Below are 16,572 nucleotides of genomic sequence, written 5' to 3'. Positions count from 1 at the left end.
GGTGTATTACCGCATGCGGATTGCACCTTATCCGCCGAACCGGGTCGAAGTTATGAGTTATTTTTTCGTCACCACGCTGCAGGTTTTTTTCTGTATTACGCTGCTGTCCTCGGTTCTCTGGGGCCGCGGCGTGTCTCCTTCACTGCGCCCCCTCACGTGGACGCTGCTCACGGCGCTGGCCAGTGGGCTACTGGCCGGACTGTTTATTCGCGGGAGCCAGACGCTACAGCTGATGCTGGTGAGCGGAGAAATCCTCCTTTCCGTGCTGTTTTTACTGAGCTTCTGGTGGGCCTCGCCGCGTCTGCGCTACGTGTGGCAATGGATCCTCGTATTTGGCGCCGCCCGTCACTGGGCTCTGGACCCCAATCTTGGCGGATTAACCTCCACCCACGTGCTGAACACCGACCTGCTGCTGAACCTGACCGCGCTGGCGCTGGCCGTTGCGCTGCTGTGTCTGGCCGCGGTGCTGTGCGCTCTGCTGCTGCGCCGGATGAGCTGGCCGTACTGGCCGCTGGCGATTCTGCTGATGATCCTGCTTTGGCTACCGATGTTCGGCAATCTGCTGCTGCTGTTGATGAAGCTGCAAATCATCCCCTTACTGAAGCCGCTGCTGAGTTTTGTGGCCAAAGTGACCAACAATGCCGCCGGGTACAGCTGGCTTGCAGCCGCCGTGCTCCTGCTGCTGTGTCTGTGCTGGACCCCGACTATTCGTCGCTATGCCCGGGCGGTGAAGGCGGCGGCGGAGCCGGTTACCCGCCGACTGGCGTTGGCCGAGCGCCGCAGCGCTGTCCGCCTCTGGTTAACGACGATCTGCTGTGCGCTGGTGATTGCCGGTGGCCAGCTGTGGTGGGATCTGGTGGCCTCCCGGCCGCCGAGGCTATCGGAAGCTCAGCCGGTCAGCCTTGCCGCTGATGGTCTGGTCCATATTCCGCTTACACAGGTTCGTGACGGCAAACTGCACCGTTTCGTCTGGGTGGCAGACGACGGTAAGGCGGTGCGCTTCTTTGTCATCAACCGCTATCCCGACAAATTACGCTTTGGCGTGGTATTTGACGCCTGTCTGCTGTGCGGCGATCAGGGATATGTCATGGAAGGTAACCAGGTGATTTGTGTCGCCTGCGGGGTACACATATTTATTCCTTCGATTGGTAAACCCGGCGGCTGTAATCCGGTGCCGATCGATGGCTGGCATAACGACGAACGTGAGTTGACGATACCCGGTGCGGCCCTGGCCGTCGGAGGCAACTATTTCTCTACCGTGCTGACTATCAAGGTGACCGACCCGGTGGACGGGACGGCCCTGACCAACACGGCGGCTGAGTATAAATACAGCTATGCAGGCAGAACCTGGTTTTTTGCCTCTGAAGCAAACTACAACCGTTTCCGCAACGCGCCAGAGACGTTTGTTCCCGGCACGGCGCAGGAGGAGTAACCATGCTGTGGCGAATGATCTATCAGTCATGGGGGCGTAATCTGCACCGCAAAGCGCTGGCGGTGTTAACCGTTTTCCTGGCCACGAGTCTGATCTCGGCGCTGCTGGCTATTTCTATCGACATCGGTGACAAAATGTCCCGCGAGCTGAAATCCTACGGTGCCAATATCTTAATTGAACCGGCCGGGCAGGCAGCGCTACCTGCGTTGTTCAGCGAGCAAAGCAACCCGCTGGCCAGCGATGATTTCCTTGATGAGTCCGAGCTGGCGAATATTAAAGATATCTTCTGGCGAAATAATATCGTCGGTTTTGCGCCAATGCTCAGCGGCGAGGCGACCGTTGACGGGCACGAAATCCGTCTGCTCGGCACCTTCTTCAGCCAGCCGGTCGCGATACCGGATGAAGAGGGTTATGAGACCGGGCAGCGCACGGTCAGCCCGTTCTGGCAGGTGACCGGCACCTGGCCGCAGGAACCTGTAGGCAAGACGCCGCAAACATTAGTCGGGCATGCGCTGGCGCGTAATTACGGCTGGCAACCCGGTGACCATCTCAGGCTACAGGTGGCGAACGAGACCGTGGATGTGGTGGTCAGCGGCGTTCTCTCCAGCGGTGGTGATGAAGACAACCAGCTGGTGATGCCGCTTAGCATCGTACAGCGGCTGCTGGGCCTGACGGGAAAAATACAGGCAATTCGCGTATCGGCCCTGACGGTACCAGAAAATGAGCTGTCGCGCCGGGCGCGTGAGAATCTCGAGGCTCTGAACGCCGAAGAGTATGACCTGTGGTATTGCACGGCGTACGTCTCTTCTATTGCTCACCAGCTGGAGGAGGCCATTTCCGGTGCAGAAGTGCGCCCGGTCTGGCAGGTTGCGGCCTCGGAGGGCGTAGTTATCGATAAAATTCAGCTGCTGATGGCGGTCGTCACCCTGGCGGCATTGGCCGCTGCGGCAATGGGGATTGCCTCGCTGATGACCAGTACCATTATGGAGCGAGCCCGGGAGATCGGCCTGATGAAAGCGCTTGGCGCCCGACAGTGGCAAATTTTGCTGCTGTTTTATCTTGAAGCAGCGCTGGGCGGGCTGGCAGGTGGGGGGCTGGGCTGTGTTGCTGGCTGGGGGCTGGCGAAGATGATTGGCCTGATGCTCTTTGCCACGCCGCTCGACTTTGCCTGGGTGGTGGTGCCCTGTGTGCTGGTGATCGCAGTGCTGATTGCGCTTATCGGCACCTGGTTCCCGGCGCGTCGAATCGCCCGACTTTATCCCGTGGAGGTGCTGTATGGCCGCTAAGCGCGACATGCTGTGGCTATTGGTCTGGCGGGCGCTGCGTCTGCGTCTGCAGCGGGTCGGCGTCGTGTTCACCGCGCTGGCGGTTGGTGCGACCATCGTGACGGCGCTTTCCGCCGTGTGGTTTGATATCAACAGCAAAATGAGCGAGGAGCTGCGGACCTTCGGCGCAAATTTTTATATCGGGCCTGGGCACGGTACCCGTATGCCGCAGCCGACACTGCAGGCGATTATTGACGATGCGCCGAAGGGACTGATTCATGGCGCCAGCCCCTGGCTATACGGCACGGCGCGTACCGAGCTGGAAAAAGTGGCGATCGTCGGCGTGTGGTTTGAGTCGCTGCAAAAGCTGGTGCCGTACTGGCAGGTCAGCGGCAACTGGATCGGCGTCAGTTTTGACGATCGCAATGCGATGGTGGGCGTTAAGCTGGCTCAGCGGCTGGCGCTAAACGTTGGCGATAGCGTCACGCTGGTGGACCATCAGCGGCGCAAAAAACTGCTGATCAAGGGGATCGTCGAAGCCGGTGACGCGACCGATAACATGCTGATTGTCAGCCTGAACGTGGCGCAGGCGTGGCTGCAAAAGCCCGCGATTATCAGCCACGGTCTGCTGAGCGTCAGTAACGATCTCGGCCAGGTGGAAAGCTATGCCGGGCAGCTGCAGCAGCGCTATCCCGCTCTGGAGATCCGCCCGGTCCGTAAGGTCTCGGCATCCGAAGGCCAGGTACTGGATAAAATCAAAGGGCTGATGGGGCTGGTCTCTCTGGTGATTCTGGCGCTGTCGTCCTTGTGCGTGAACACCACCCTGATGGCGATTGTGGGCGAACGCGCTCGTGAGTTTGCGCTGCAAAAAGCGCTGGGCGCCAGCAATGGCGATATTATCCGCCAGATGCTGCTCGAAACCAGCATTATCACTCTGGCAGCGGTGGTCTGCGGCTGGCTGCTCGGCTATCTGCTCGCCCAACTGCTGGGGCTGACCGTGTTTAATGCCACTATTTCGCTGCGCCTGCCGGTGCTGCCGATAACCCTGGCGCTGTCTTTGCTGGTCGCCTTGCTGGCGGCCATTGTTCCGGTACGCCGCGCGGTAAGCGTTGAACCGGCGAAAGTGTTGAAAGGAGAATAACGCCATGACCGTCACGCCTTTACGTCAGATGGCGATTGAAACCCGTCATTTATCTAAGCGCTTCGGCGATGTTAGCGCGCTGGATGACATTAATTTGCGCATCGCCCGCGGTGAGTTCGTCGCCATTATGGGGGCATCAGGCTCCGGGAAAACCACGCTGATGAATATCCTGACCTGTCTGGACACCGCCAGCGAGGGGCAGGTTATCCTCGACGGAACCGATGCGGCGGCGCTGGATGAAGAAGGGCGGCGGCGCGTTCGCGCGCAGAAGATAGGCCTGGTGTTTCAGCAGTTCCATCTGATTCCTTTTCTGACGGCGCTGGAAAATATCATGCTGGCGCAGCATTACCACAGCGTCGTCGATGAGGCGGCGGCCAGGGCAGTTCTGGCGCAAGTTGGCCTTGAACATCGCATGACCCATTTACCCAGCCAGCTCTCCGGCGGGGAGCAGCAGCGTGTCTGTATTGCCCGGGCGCTGGTCAATGAACCCCCGGTGATTTTTGCCGATGAGCCCACCGGTAACCTGGATGAAGAGAATGAACAGCGGGTGCTGGACCTGCTGACCGACCTGCATCGTCAGGGGCGCACTATCGTGATGGTGACCCACAACCCGGCGCTGGGAAAATTCGCTGACCGTATCGTCCGGCTCCAGCACGGCAAATATCTCGGCGAGGAGGTTAATACCGATGCGCATGCCTGAAGTCATGATAACGATACTGCTGCTTCTGCTGCTGGCAGGCTGTAAAGAAGAGAAGCTGGCCCGTGGCGAGACGGCACCTGCGCTGGCGGCTTTTGATATGCAAGGCAAACCTGCCAGCCTGGAACGCTGGGAGGGGAAGGCGGTGTATCTCAATTTCTGGTCGGCCAACTGCGGAGGTTGTCTCGCGGAAATGGATACGCTGCAGGCGCTCAGCCAACGCTGGCCGGATAAACTGGTAGTGGTGGGGGTGAATACCGACCCGGAGCAGGTGGAGATTGCTCCGCTGCTGGCGAAGCATGGCATCAGCTACCCGGTGCTGCGCGACCAGCTGCATATTACTCAGGATCGTTATCAGGTGATCGGGACGCCGACATCGATAGTGATTGACGCACGCGGGCGGGTGCGCGACCTGCATCAGGGGTGGCGAAAACCCGAAGAACTCCAGGCGGTTTTTACCCGCCTGGCCCAGCCTTAATAGCGATATCCCGGGCGTCGGCCCGGGAGAGGGAGGATCGCTCAGTCCAGCAGCGAAGGATCGGCATCTATCATCAGCTGCTTCATCTCGGCGAAGTGCTGGCGGGAAAAATCGGCAATGTTCTCCCAGTCCTGGGCGGTTTTCTCCGCCACCTCAGCCGACAACACCTTCAGCGGCTGGCCGGTTGACCACGCGGTGACCAGAATCTGACAGGCCCGCTCCAGCGTCCAGATATCGTCAAACGCCTCGCCGATGGTCGCGGCGGTAACCAGTACCCCGTGGTTGCCCATCAGCAGGCGGCGCTTATCCGCCAACAGCCCGGCCAGTCTCGCCCCTTCGGCGACGGTATCCGCCATTCCGCCGTACAGCGTATCCACCGCCACACGATTAAAATAGCGCGCGCTATTCTGATCGACCGGCAGGATCTGCGGGTTCGCCAGGCAGGCGACGCTGGTGGTGTAGATCGGGTGCAGATGCAGCACCGCCCGCGCCTGCGGCAGCCGCTGATGAATCTGGCCGTGGATCGCCCATGCGGTGGCGTCCACGTCCGGTCGCAGCGCGGTCGCTTCATCATCGGCATCGAGCAGCAGCAGGTCGCTGGCGCGGATCCGCGAAAAGTGTTTCCACTTCGGATTCAACAGAAACTTTTTGCCGTCCGCCGACAGGGCCGCGCTAAAGTGGTTGGCGACGGCCTCATGCATGCCGAGATGCGCGATGATGCGAAAGGTCGCCGCCAGATCGATCCGCGTTTGTTCTTCGAAAGAGTAAGCCATCGCCTTACTCCGCTTTTGGCATCAGGGTTTTCAGGTCGTCTTCCGTCGGCGGCTGGAAGTGATATTTTTTCAGCAGCGCCGCGTATTCCGGCGTGGCGCTGAATTTCTTCAGCCCCTCCTCAAGGGCGCTTTTCACTTCACTGTTGCCTTTTTTGACGCCAAAGCCGTTGAGCACCGGGTAAATTAAGGTATCGGAAGAGATAACGATCCGGTCGCCCAGCTTCTCAACGACACCACGCGCGACCGCCGCGTCGGTAATCTGCGCCTCCACCGCCCGCGACAGCAGCGCCTGGGTGGTTTGCGGGTCGGTGCTGTACTCGCTCAGCACAATGGGCGGCAGGCCTTTCTTCACGCAATAGTCCGCCGACAGTTTTTGCAGCTGCGCCAGCCAGGAGGTGGCTCCCATCGAGCCGATTTTATGGCCGCAGAACGCTTCCGGAGTTTTGGGCTGATAGCTGGCGCCTTTAAGCGCCAGGATCGATTCGCCGCTTTTCAGGTACGGCACCATGTCGATCACCTTCAGGCGTTCGGCGGTGATATACATCGAGGAGTTGGTAATATCGAACCGCCCGCCCTGCAGACCGGGGATCAGATTAGGAAAGCGGGTATCGGTATTCACCGCCTCACGGCCAATGGTTTTAGCCAGACCGGCGAGAAACTCAATATCAAAACCGGCCGGTTGGTTGTTTTGCATATATTCATAAGGATAAAAGGTCATATCCGAACCGGCGGTAATTTTCCCCGGCTGCAGGAACGCCGCAAAAGTGCTGAACGAGGTCAGGGCGCCAGCGGTGCAAAGAAGCAGAACATTAAAGCGTTTCATAAAAACCTCCAGGGATGACATTACATGCTGGCAAGATCGTGGCCGGCTTGCTGAACGAAGAATGAGGCGCCGCGCGGCTTCTGCGGCAAACGTAGCTGGTTGGCGGCGCTGCGTACCAGGCCGCTCTCCACGCCGGCCACCAGCTGGCCCGCGTGCAGGCTTGGCAAGGGGTTTTCGCCAAAGGGCAGGGCGTCCTCGGCGGCGTAAACGCTGATAAACAGCGTCCGCGGCTGTTCGGTTTCATTGGGGCTCGAGGCGTGGAGCAGGCGGGTATGCATAAAGCACACCGAGCCTGACGGGCCAAAGCAGGCTTCGGGCTGCTGGCACTGCTCGGATACCACCTCGTCGTCAACTGAGCCGGTAAAACGCCCGTCCTGCCAGTGGGACCACAGCGGCCCCTTGTGGCTCCCCGGCACCACGTTCAGCGGGCCGTTTTCCGGCGTGACGTCGCTGACCATCAGCAGGGCAGTGATGATGTCGTCATTGCTGTGCGGCGTGAACAGAAAATCCTGATGCCATTTCACCTGCGTCGCGGTAAACGGCAGCTTGGAGTTGATTTTGCTGTGATGAAAACGGGTGCCGCTGCCGCCGATCAGCTGGGCGGCGATGGTCGCCATGCGCGATTGCAGGGCGGCATGTTCGAAGGCGACGGAAATCTCCGTCGGCGAACTGACCCGGCGCAGAGAAGGGTGATCGGCGCGGTGATCCCCTTCAAGGTCGAAACGCGGGCGACCGTCCAGCGTCTCGCCCCACACCTCGGTATGGCGGCGGCTCTCTTCGACCCAACCGTCAAAATCCTGCTGCAAGGCGGCGATTTCGTCAGGGGACAGCACCCCTTCGACCACCAGAAAACCCTGCTGATGAAACTGTTCGATTTGCCACTGCGCGATCATAATTTTTCCTTTCACAAGCGGAGAGTTAAGCCAGGGAGACATCTTTCAGGAAGGCGTCAACGCGCGGATGGTTGCCGTCGCGCATCGCCTGCGGCGTGTCGTCGCATACCACGCGCCCTTTTTCCATAAAGACAATCCGGTCAGAGACTTTGAAGGCAAAATTCATTTCGTGGGTCACGATGACCATGGTGATGCCTTCATGGGCCAGCGATTCGATAACCTGGAGCACTTCATTGACCTTTTCCGGGTCAAGTGCCGAGGTGGGTTCATCGAACAGCATGATTTGCGGTCGCATCATCAGGGCCCGGGCAATGGCGACGCGCTGTTGCTGGCCGCCAGAAAGCTGGTGCGGATATTTCCACGCGTGCTCCAGCATGCCGACCTTATGCAGTAATTCGCAGGCCTGCTGCTTCAGCTCGGCTTCCGGGGCCAGCCGATGGTAGCGCGGCGCCAGCAGCAGATTGCCGAGAACCGTCAGATGGGGGAACAGGTTAAAACTCTGGAAGACCATGCCGATGTTGAGGCGGTACTGCGCGTTTTCCATAAAACGCGGTTTCTGCACCCCCTGGCGATCGAGGTGAATAAACGGCTGGCCGTTGATGCGAATTTCACCGTTGTCGATCTGCTCAAGTCCGTTGAGCAGGCGGATCAGCGTGGTTTTCCCGGAGCCGGAGGGGCCAATCACCGAGACCACCTCTCCCGGCTGAATTTGCAGGCTGACGGCCCCGAGCACTTCCACGTTGTTATAGGCTTTGTGCAGTTTTGACGCCTGCAGCGCCGGCTGCGAGTTATCGACCGCGCTGCGCACGGTTGCCGGGCGTGTTTGCGTTGCCAGCCGCTGCATCTCACTGTCGATGGGGCGCGTGACTTTCCGCCGGGTGACGTCGAGATAGCTCTCCAGGCGTTTGAGCAGGAAGTCGAAAACGGTCACGATCAGCACATAGTAGAACGCCACCGCCGCCATGGTTTCCATCACCAGGAAGTTTTGTGAATAAAGGCGCTGGCCGACCATTAAAATCTCGGTCAGGGAGATAACCGACACCAGCGAGCTGAGCTTCACGACGGCAATATATTCGTTGGCCAGCGCGGGGAGGGCGACGCGCAGCGCCTGGGGAATAATCACCCGCCATTGGGTACCGGCATAGCGCAGTCCCAGCGCCCGGGCGGCTTCGCTCTGGCCTTTAGGTATCGACAGCAGGCCACCCCGGTGGATTTCGGCGACATAGGCGGCTTCACTTAGCACCATCGCCAGCAGACCGGCCCAGAACGGGTCGTTGAGCACTGGCGCTGACGACGGCACCGCCTGGGGCAGGTTATAGACGAATATCAGCAGTACCAGCAGCGGCAGGCTGCGAAACAGCCAGATATAGAGCCGCGCCGGAAGATTAAACAGTTTGCGCGGCGACTGCTTGGCCAGGGCGAGAACAAATCCCAGCACAATACTGCAACCCCAGGTCAGCAGACTTAATTTAATGACGGTCCAGGTGGCCTGCCAAAAATCTGCATCGCTGAGCAGACTTAACATGTAGTTCCAGTTAAACGTCATGGGCTATTTCACTCGCCATAATTAACGGACATGAATGCGATACCGATGATCAAAAATGGGGCATCGCCAGGGTTTATCTTGCAATAACACTATGCTGGCAGTTTTCGCTGCGAGGCAATTAGTAAATTTTTGGTCTTTAAGTTTAAAAAAACTATACAGGTGGATTAATTTCAATAAATTTAAAGCAATGAGTGCGAAACAAGAACTAAACATTAAAAAAACAATTACACGGAGGGGATAACGGAACCGGCCTTTAAATCGCGAGTTGTACCATATTGGGGCGCATGAAGAATTAATTTGGTGCAGCGTGATTCAGGTTGGTGCAATTAAACGGATGCGGCGGTGTCGCCATGATTTTCATTGCGCCGCGACGCTAAATAAATCATTTGCTCAGCGAGGAAATAAACGAACCTATAGCGAAATGGCACGATGCTTGCAGATTGCATATCAGGAAACTATCCCGTTTCCGCTTGTGACAATATTTCGTAAAGGGTAAGGCTATGACGCGATTCACGCTCAAACAACTTAAATACTTCGTCACCGTTGTAGAGACCGAGAGTATCGCTGAAGCCTCCCGGCAGCTCCATATTGCCCAGCCGTCGATCTCGATTGCCATTAAAAACCTTGAAAGCACTTTTGAGCAGCAGCTGTTTATTCGCCATCACGCCCAGGGCGTCTCGCTGACCTCATGCGGAAGGCGCTTTTATGAGAAAGCAAAAGAGCTGCTGCGGCTCTCCTATGAGTTTGAACAAAACTCCCGCGCCGATAAAGAGCTGGTTTCCGGGACGATTTCCGTCGGCTGCTTTGAGTCCGTCGCGCCGCTGTACATGCCAAAGCTGGTCGCCGGGTTTAAAAAAATGTACCCCGACATCACCCTCCAGCTGTATGACGGCGAACAGCATGAGTTAATGCACGGTCTGCATCGCGGGCGCTTCGACCTGGCGCTGGTCTACGATCTGGAATTAGGCCATTCGGTTAATAAAGAGATGCTGAATGCGCCGCATAAACCCTATGCGCTGCTGCCGGCCAGCCATCCATTAGCGCAGAAAAATAGCGTCACCTTGCAGGAGCTCAGCCATGAGCCGATGATTTTGCTCGATGCGGTGCCCAGCAAGAATTATTTCATCACCATATTTAAAGAGAAGGGCTATCACCCTGAAGTCGCCTACAGTTCACCCTCTATCGAAATGGTGCGCTGTATGGTGGGACAGGGGCTAGGATTTTCGGTATTAGTCACCCGGCCGTTGTGCGATATGACCTATGACGGCGAGAGACTGGTGCAATTAGATATTGAAGATGATATGCCCGCGTCGACATTAATTATGGCGCATCTTGCCAATAATGAACCGACCCGACCGACGCAACTGTTTATGGACTATTGCCGCAGTATTGAATTAACCCCCGCACATTTTTGAATAAATAAGCCTGCGATCACCGCAGGCTTATTTATTTTTCCACTGCCATTAAGGCTCGTAATTTTCTATTCAGCGACTCGTTTTATAATAATTTACCTGTGATGGCAGATTAAATAACCTGTAGGGGTTCCATTCGCGGTGGCTAAATAGCTGGCCCTGCCAGGGTCACCTCCTGCCACCTCATCTCTCCACACAGGAAGGTTAGCTATGCAAAATCAGCGTGACCCACATATTGATTCGCAGACCATCGACAGCTATCAGCAGGATGGCGTCGTGTTGCTGAAGGGGGTGTTCAGGCCGTGGATTGAAAGCCTGGCCGCCGGCGTCGCGGAGCTGATGGCCAACCCCAGCGAGTATGGCCACGCCCGCACGGTGGTGCCGAAAGATGGCTCCGCCCCGTTTTTTCAGGATTATTGTAACTGGTCGCGAATCCCTGACTTTGAACGCTTTGTCCTGCATTCGCCGGCGGCGGAAATCGCCGCTGCGCTGATGCAATCGAAGACGGCAACGTTTTTCCATGAACATACGCTGGTGAAGCCGCCCGGCGGCAGCACGGTGACGCCCTGGCATCACGATCAGCCCTATTATTGCGTCGAAGGGCAGCAAAACGTCAGCTTCTGGATCCCGCTGGACCCGGTGGCGGAAGCGATCTCGCTGCGCTGCATCCGCGGCTCTCACCGCTGGGGCGACGAGTACAGCCCAACCCGTTTTAACGGCTCAAAGCTCTACGCGCACAGCCGTTTTAAAGAGCTGCCGGATATTGATGCGCATCAGGATGATTACGATATTGTCAGCTGGGCGCTGGAGCCGGGAGATGCGGTCGCCTTTCATTACCGGACGCTGCACGGCGCGAGGGGCAATGCGACCGCGCGCGCGCGACGGGTCTTTTCCGCTCGCTGGGTCGGGGATGACGCCACCTTCGCCGATCGCGGCGGCGTCACCTCGCCGCCGTTCCCGGAGCTGACGCTGAAAGATGGCGAGGCGCTGGTCTCTCCGCTGTTTCCCCGGGTCTGGCCGCGAGAGTGATGTTGAATCATCACCGGGCCGTCTCCTCCCGGCCTGAATTTTCCCGACCCCCTTTTTCTGCTGTTAGCCATACCGCCCGTATTATTTCCCGCAACGCCATTTAGTGGCGGAAAATTGCCCTTCTGCAGGTCAATTCTGGCCTGCAGCCATTCCTTACAGGGAAGGCACTGCCCCCGTTTTATCAACATCTCAGCTGATTCTTAAGGTTGTCTTAATATTTGTTTCCGGGCGTGGGGAAATATTCTTCGCCATATTCCTCAATTTTTGACCGCCGTTGGCGCCCGTTTATTTAAATTACGCCAGCGTCACAAAAGCCGGAAAAAAACACCCCCCGTCATTGCAAGGTCCTGATGTCTCGCTATATGTTAAATTTGTGTTTAATAAATGATAATTAAGGGTTGGTTTTATGTATAGGAAAATTGGTGGTTTAGTGGTTTCACTGACGACAGTCTTCTCCTGTTCCGTTCTGGCAGAATTACCCCAGGGTTACCCGGCTGATTATCAAAAAGTGGTTGATGCCGGGGTGAAAGAGGGCAAGGTCGTCATCTATTCGACGACGGATACCAAAGCCGCAGGCCCGTTAATTAAAGGGTTCGAGGCGCAGTACCCTGGGATCAAAGTTGAATATAACGATATGAACAGTACCGAACTCTATAACCGCTATATCAGCGAGCAGGCGGCGGGCGGCGGGAGCGGCGATGTCGTCTGGAGTTCATCGATGGATACGGCGCTAAAACTGGCGACGGATTATGCCGAAAAGTACGCCTCTCCTGAACTGAGCAAGCTGCCGAAATGGGCGGTGTGGCAGCAAAAAGCCTATGGAACCACCTATGAACCGGTGGTCTTTATCTATAACAAACGCTTGATTCCGCAGGGGGATGTCCCGGATTCACACACCGCGCTGGCAAAACTGGTCACCGCGCAGGCGGATAAATTCAAAGGCAAAGTGACCACCTACGATATTGAGAAATCGGGACTGGGCTTCATGCTGGCGGTACAGGACAGCAAAGCCGACGCCAACTATTTCGCCGATCTGGCCGGAATGGCGAAAGGCGGCCTGACCGTGCAGTCCTCAACCGGCACCATGATGGAGAGGGTCTCCTCGGGTGAAAACCTGCTGGGCTATAACATTCTCGGCTCCTACGCCGAGGCGCGGGCGAAAACCGATCCGTCATTGGGGATTTCATATCCAAAAGATTATGTGCTGGTATTGTCGCGGGTCTCGTTTATTACCCAGGAATCCGCACACCCGAATGCCGCCAGACTGTGGTTCGATTATGTCCTGTCGGAAAAAGGGCAGAGTATTCTGGCTAATCAGGCGGATATTCCCTCTATTCGTAACGATATCGAAGGCAAAAATGATATCGACGGAATGACTAAAATGTTGGGTAACGCGCTGAAGCCGATTCCGGTTGATGAAACGTTACTGGAATATCTGGAACCGAAAAAACGTCTGGAATTTATCAAACAATGGCGTACCGCCGCCGCAAAATAATACCTGCCAGGAGGCGCATCATCGGATGCGCCGCCTTTTCGCGCCGGGTATTCCCGGTTTTCAACACCCGTCTGGTTTGTACTCCGCGCCTGACCAAAGGGATAAGCTATGAATGTAATACGCAGAAAGTGGCAGGGGCTACCGCGCGGCATCGTGGTAGTGATAACGGCATTAGTGATTTATATCCCGCTGTTATTTATCGTGGTGCAGAGCTTTCTTTCCGCCCCGTTTTTTGCCCGCAGCAAAGAATTCAGCCTGGGGGCCTTTGAGTTTATTTTTACCGACCCTGACTTTTATCTCGCGCTGAAGTCCGGTTTTATTCTGGCGGTGGGGCTGGTGCTGATTGCGATACCGCTGGGCGGGATCCTCGCGTTCTTAATGGTGCGTACTGATTTGCCCGGGCGTCGGTTTATTGAACCGCTGATTCTGGTGCCGATTTTTGTTTCTCCGATGGTACTGGCTTTTGGCTATGTGGTGGCGGCCGGACCGGTCGGGTTTTTCTCGCAATGGGCAGAGCAACTGCTGGGGTTTGTGCCGTGGAATATCTACTCCATGTTCAGCATTGTGGTGATTGCCGGGCTGACCCACGTCCCGCACGCCTATCTCTATATCTCCTCCGCGCTGCGTAGCGTCGGTTCGGATGTCGAAGAGGCTGCGCGGACCGTGGGGGCATCTCCGCTTCAGGTGATGACCTCGGTCAGCCTGCCGATGGTCCGTCCGTCCATTCTCTATGCCTGCGTGCTGCTGTTTTTCCTCGGCCTCGAAGTGTTTGGTCTGATGCTGGTGCTGGGAGACCCGGAAGGCAACATGGTGCTGGCCACCTACCTGTATAAACTCACCAATAAACTCGGTACGCCCTCCTATCATCTGATGGCGGCGGTGGCGGTCGTGCTTATCTGTATCACTATTCCACTGGTCATGTTGCAGCGTCGCCTGATGCGCACGGCCAATCGGTTTGTGACCATGAAAGGCAAAGCGTCGCAGGCGCGAGCGCTACCGCTCGGCAAGTGGCGCTGGGTTGCCGGTGGGGTGGTGGTTTTCTGGCTGACCGTGACTATCGGCGTGCCGCTGATTGGCGTGGCCATGCGGGCGTTTATCTCCAACTGGGGAGTGGGGGTTTCTCTCTGGGATGAACTCTCGCTGGCGACCTTCCGTAATATCTGGCAGCAGCCGAACCTGCTGCGGGCCATCGTCAACTCCATGGCCATCGGTATTTTCGGCGGCGCGCTGGCGGTGATCTGCTATCTGTTTGTCGGGATTGCGATGCATCGCAAAGCGGACAATGTCACGCGTTTTCTCGACTACAGCGTGCTGGTTCCGCGTGCGGTGCCGGGCCTGCTGGCCGGACTGGCGTTCCTGTGGGTGTTTTTGTTCCTGCCGATGTGGCTGGATCAGTCGCTGAAAAATGGCTGGCTCTCCGCGCTGCCGGTGGCCGACTGGCTGCGCGAACATTTGATTGTGCAGCTGCGGGCGTTGCGCAATACCATTTTCAGCGTCTGGCTGGCCTATACCGTCGTGTGGATGGCCTATGGGCTGCGGTTAATCTCCTCAACCCTGCTCCAGGTGGCGCCGGAGCTGGAAGAAGCCGCCCGGAGCAACGGTGCCTCGCGGGGCCAGGTCACGCGCCACGTTACGGTGCCGCTGTCGCGCTACGGCCTGATTGGCTCCTGGCTGCTGATGTTTCTGATCTTTGAGCGTGAGTATTCCACCGGCGTCTATCTGCTCTCGCCGGGAACGGAGACCATTGGTTCGATGCTGGTCTCGCTGTGGGCTGCGGGAGCTATCGATATTGTCGCCGCGCTCTCGTTTATCAATATCCTGCTGGTGGTGGTCGGGTTGGGTATCGCCCTGCGCTTTGGAGTGAAATTACATGATTGAATTATCAGTAGAAAATTTGCATCTGACCTATGGCGACAATCCGGTGCTGAAAGGGGTGTCGATGACGCTGAAGCGGGGAGAAGTGGTGTCGCTGTTGGGGCCGTCGGGCAGCGGGAAAACCACCTTGCTGCGCGCGGTTGCCGGGCTGGAGAAGCCCACCGGCGGGCGGATCGCTATCGGCAAGCAGACGGTCTATGACGGCAATCCGCGCAGCGAAATTCCGGCCGAGGCGCGCAATCTTGGTCTGGTGTTTCAGTCCTATGCTCTGTGGCCGCACAAAACGGTTTTCGAGAACGTCGCCTACCCGCTCAGGCTGCGTAAAGTCGCCTCTGGCGAAATGAAACAGCGGGTGCAGGCGGTGCTCGATCAGCTGGGGCTGGGGCACCTCGGCAACCGCCATCCGCATCAGCTATCGGGAGGGCAGCAGCAGCGGGTGGCGATTGGGCGGGCGCTGGTCTACAACCCGCCGGTTATCCTGCTTGATGAACCGCTGTCGAACCTTGACGCCAAATTACGCGAAGAGGCGCGGGTGTTTCTGCGCGAGCTCATTATCAAACTGGGGCTGTCGGCGCTGATGGTCACGCACGATCAGAACGAAGCGATGGCGATTTCCGATCGTATCCTGCTGCTCAACAATGGCGTGATTGAACAGCAGGGGACGCCGCAGGAGATGTACGGCAATCCGGCGACGCTGTTTGCCGCCGAGTTCATGGGCAGCAATAACCGCCTGCACGGTAAGATTACCGATGTGGTGGACGGACGGGCGCGGATTGAAGGGGCAAGCTGGGCGCTCTGGGGGATGGCGGACGGACGGGTCAACGTCGGGCAGGATGCGACGGCGGTGATCCGCGTAGAGCGTCTGTGCCTTGGGGCGACGCCCCAGGATAATATGCTGGAGCTACCGCTGTTAACCAGCATGTATCTCGGCGACCGCTGGGAGTACCTGTTCCGTACCCGGGGAGATGATTTCGCCATTCGCGCCTATGGTTCATCGCTGCGCAATACGGAGCATTGTCACCTGACCTTCCCGGTCAACGATCTGTGGATTTTCCCGCGAGCGTAAGCCGGAACGTCGGTGGCGGACGGCGATAGCGATAGCGCCGTCCGCGCAATAAATAGCGTGATACTGGCGCCATGAAAATATTCCGTTAAGAAACCATTTCCCTGCGGTAATTCTATATTCGGCCGCTTTTCACCGTCGCGGCGAATAATTCATCGCCGCCGTCATTCCTGCTTGTCCCTCAGCGAATAAGCGTGGCGCGAAATATGGTTAATATCCGTTATTAATAAATTTAACCGCTCAAATTGTCTACTTTTTACGGAATCTTACGTTTGCACGCTGCAAGACAGCCATGTACCATAAACAAAAAAGCAACATTTGTGACACATGTCACTCTTTTTGAGGCGATGGTCAGATCCGTGCCGGAACTGATTCCACCCCCAATTTCTGCACTCTGGATATTGAATACGCGTTCTGATTAGTAAATGAAAAGGGATATTTTCCTTTTTTTCATGACGGCGTATGAGAATCGACTAATATCCAAACGATAACTCTATAAACATCATCGCCAGTGGCGATTTATTTTTTGTACGACTTAATGGCGTCGTGCCAGCAGGTCCGCTAAAGCGGCATCTTTCTGGAATCGGTTCCAAAGCGGCGTTTGCTGGGCTTGTAATAACAAAATCAGTAACTTAATTGACAGGAATGTG

Annotated in this window: 14 protein-coding genes; 10 read left to right on the top strand and 4 right to left on the bottom strand. The window is 57.0% G+C overall.

What is annotated here, in order from left to right:
• Positions 1 to 52: 52 nt before the first annotated feature.
• From MC50_RS23680 to MC50_RS23660, 5 genes are read left to right on the top strand one after another with little or no spacing between them, the layout of a single operon-like run.
• A complete protein-coding gene (locus MC50_RS23680) occupies positions 53 to 1,432 on the top strand; it encodes a Fe-S-containing protein (RefSeq protein ID WP_047665651.1) in 1,380 nt (459 codons plus the stop codon).
• A gap of 2 nt (positions 1,433 to 1,434) precedes the next feature.
• Positions 1,435 to 2,718 carry an ABC transporter permease gene (locus tag MC50_RS23675; RefSeq protein ID WP_102990882.1) on the top strand — a complete coding sequence of 428 codons (1,284 nt, stop codon included), beginning with the start codon at positions 1,435 to 1,437 and terminating at the stop codon, positions 2,716 to 2,718.
• Positions 2,708 to 3,838, top strand: coding sequence for an ABC transporter permease (locus MC50_RS23670; protein WP_032699586.1), 1,131 nt, complete (start codon positions 2,708 to 2,710; stop codon positions 3,836 to 3,838). The genes MC50_RS23675 and MC50_RS23670 overlap by 11 nt, the downstream gene beginning before the upstream one ends.
• 4 nt (positions 3,839 to 3,842) lie before the next feature.
• Positions 3,843 to 4,538: an ABC transporter ATP-binding protein gene (locus tag MC50_RS23665; RefSeq protein WP_032699588.1), complete on the top strand. Its 696-nt coding sequence runs from the start codon at positions 3,843 to 3,845 to the stop codon at positions 4,536 to 4,538.
• Positions 4,525 to 5,013 (top strand): TlpA family protein disulfide reductase, encoded by a 489-nt coding sequence (locus tag MC50_RS23660; RefSeq protein WP_047665054.1) that lies wholly within the window; start codon positions 4,525 to 4,527, stop codon positions 5,011 to 5,013. Before MC50_RS23665 ends, MC50_RS23660 begins: the two co-directional genes overlap by 14 nt.
• A gap of 41 nt (positions 5,014 to 5,054) precedes the next feature.
• On the opposite strand, the gene MC50_RS23655 is transcribed toward MC50_RS23660, so the two are convergent.
• From MC50_RS23655 to MC50_RS23640, 4 genes are read right to left on the bottom strand one after another with little or no spacing between them, the layout of a single operon-like run.
• Positions 5,055 to 5,786, bottom strand: a complete 732-nt coding sequence (locus MC50_RS23655; protein ID WP_032687206.1) for a class II aldolase and adducin N-terminal domain-containing protein — start codon at positions 5,784 to 5,786, stop codon at positions 5,055 to 5,057.
• 4 nt (positions 5,787 to 5,790) lie between these two features.
• Positions 5,791 to 6,609 carry a transporter substrate-binding domain-containing protein gene (locus MC50_RS23650; protein WP_032697339.1) on the bottom strand — a complete coding sequence of 273 codons (819 nt, stop codon included), beginning with the start codon at positions 6,607 to 6,609 and terminating at the stop codon, positions 5,791 to 5,793.
• Positions 6,610 to 6,629: 20 nt separating this feature from the next.
• Positions 6,630 to 7,502 carry a phytanoyl-CoA dioxygenase family protein gene (locus tag MC50_RS23645; protein WP_032687208.1) on the bottom strand — a complete coding sequence of 291 codons (873 nt, stop codon included), beginning with the start codon at positions 7,500 to 7,502 and terminating at the stop codon, positions 6,630 to 6,632.
• 25 nt (positions 7,503 to 7,527) lie between these two features.
• The gene (locus tag MC50_RS23640; protein ID WP_032687209.1) at positions 7,528 to 9,048 is read right to left on the bottom strand and encodes an amino acid ABC transporter permease/ATP-binding protein; all 1,521 of its coding nucleotides are present in this window, start codon (positions 9,046 to 9,048) and stop codon (positions 7,528 to 7,530) included.
• 500 nt (positions 9,049 to 9,548) lie between these two features.
• Here MC50_RS23640 and MC50_RS23635 point away from each other — a divergent pair, with 500 nt between their 5' ends.
• The 5 genes from MC50_RS23635 (at position 9,549) to MC50_RS23615 (ending at position 15,925) form a co-directional block, all read left to right on the top strand.
• Positions 9,549 to 10,463: a LysR family transcriptional regulator gene (locus MC50_RS23635; protein WP_032687211.1), complete on the top strand. Its 915-nt coding sequence runs from the start codon at positions 9,549 to 9,551 to the stop codon at positions 10,461 to 10,463.
• Positions 10,464 to 10,670: 207 nt separating this feature from the next.
• Positions 10,671 to 11,489 (top strand): phytanoyl-CoA dioxygenase family protein, encoded by an 819-nt coding sequence (locus tag MC50_RS23630; RefSeq protein ID WP_047665052.1) that lies wholly within the window; start codon positions 10,671 to 10,673, stop codon positions 11,487 to 11,489.
• A gap of 406 nt (positions 11,490 to 11,895) precedes the next feature.
• Complete coding sequence (locus tag MC50_RS23625) at positions 11,896 to 12,984, top strand: ABC transporter substrate-binding protein (RefSeq protein WP_032697329.1); 1,089 nt, start codon at positions 11,896 to 11,898, stop codon at positions 12,982 to 12,984.
• Positions 12,985 to 13,092: 108 nt separating this feature from the next.
• On the top strand, positions 13,093 to 14,862 hold the full coding sequence (locus MC50_RS23620) for an ABC transporter permease (protein ID WP_032687214.1): 1,770 nt from the start codon (positions 13,093 to 13,095) through the stop codon (positions 14,860 to 14,862).
• Positions 14,855 to 15,925, top strand: a complete 1,071-nt coding sequence (locus tag MC50_RS23615) for an ABC transporter ATP-binding protein (protein ID WP_032687215.1) — start codon at positions 14,855 to 14,857, stop codon at positions 15,923 to 15,925. The genes MC50_RS23620 and MC50_RS23615 overlap by 8 nt, the downstream gene beginning before the upstream one ends.
• The last annotated feature ends 647 nt before the right edge of the window (positions 15,926 to 16,572 follow it).

Source organism: Klebsiella planticola, from assembly GCF_000783935.2.
GTDB classification, from domain to species: Bacteria; Pseudomonadota; Gammaproteobacteria; order Enterobacterales; family Enterobacteriaceae; genus Klebsiella; species Klebsiella planticola.
This window is presented reverse-complemented; position numbering and strand designations above follow the sequence as displayed.

Coding starts and splice junctions, on each gene's coding strand:
- MC50_RS23635 (WP_032687211.1), top strand. CDS start 9,549: ATGACGCGATTCACGCTCAAACAACTTAAATACTTCGTCACCGTTGTA.
- MC50_RS23640 (WP_032687209.1), bottom strand. CDS start 9,048: ATGACGTTTAACTGGAACTACATGTTAAGTCTGCTCAGCGATGCAGAT.
- MC50_RS23625 (WP_032697329.1), top strand. CDS start 11,896: ATGTATAGGAAAATTGGTGGTTTAGTGGTTTCACTGACGACAGTCTTC.
- MC50_RS23630 (WP_047665052.1), top strand. CDS start 10,671: ATGCAAAATCAGCGTGACCCACATATTGATTCGCAGACCATCGACAGC.
- MC50_RS23615 (WP_032687215.1), top strand. CDS start 14,855: ATGATTGAATTATCAGTAGAAAATTTGCATCTGACCTATGGCGACAAT.
- MC50_RS23665 (WP_032699588.1), top strand. CDS start 3,843: ATGACCGTCACGCCTTTACGTCAGATGGCGATTGAAACCCGTCATTTA.
- MC50_RS23645 (WP_032687208.1), bottom strand. CDS start 7,502: ATGATCGCGCAGTGGCAAATCGAACAGTTTCATCAGCAGGGTTTTCTG.
- MC50_RS23675 (WP_102990882.1), top strand. CDS start 1,435: ATGCTGTGGCGAATGATCTATCAGTCATGGGGGCGTAATCTGCACCGC.
- MC50_RS23680 (WP_047665651.1), top strand. CDS start 53: ATGAGTTATTTTTTCGTCACCACGCTGCAGGTTTTTTTCTGTATTACG.
- MC50_RS23670 (WP_032699586.1), top strand. CDS start 2,708: ATGGCCGCTAAGCGCGACATGCTGTGGCTATTGGTCTGGCGGGCGCTG.
- MC50_RS23655 (WP_032687206.1), bottom strand. CDS start 5,786: ATGGCTTACTCTTTCGAAGAACAAACGCGGATCGATCTGGCGGCGACC.
- MC50_RS23650 (WP_032697339.1), bottom strand. CDS start 6,609: ATGAAACGCTTTAATGTTCTGCTTCTTTGCACCGCTGGCGCCCTGACC.
- MC50_RS23660 (WP_047665054.1), top strand. CDS start 4,525: ATGCGCATGCCTGAAGTCATGATAACGATACTGCTGCTTCTGCTGCTG.
- MC50_RS23620 (WP_032687214.1), top strand. CDS start 13,093: ATGAATGTAATACGCAGAAAGTGGCAGGGGCTACCGCGCGGCATCGTG.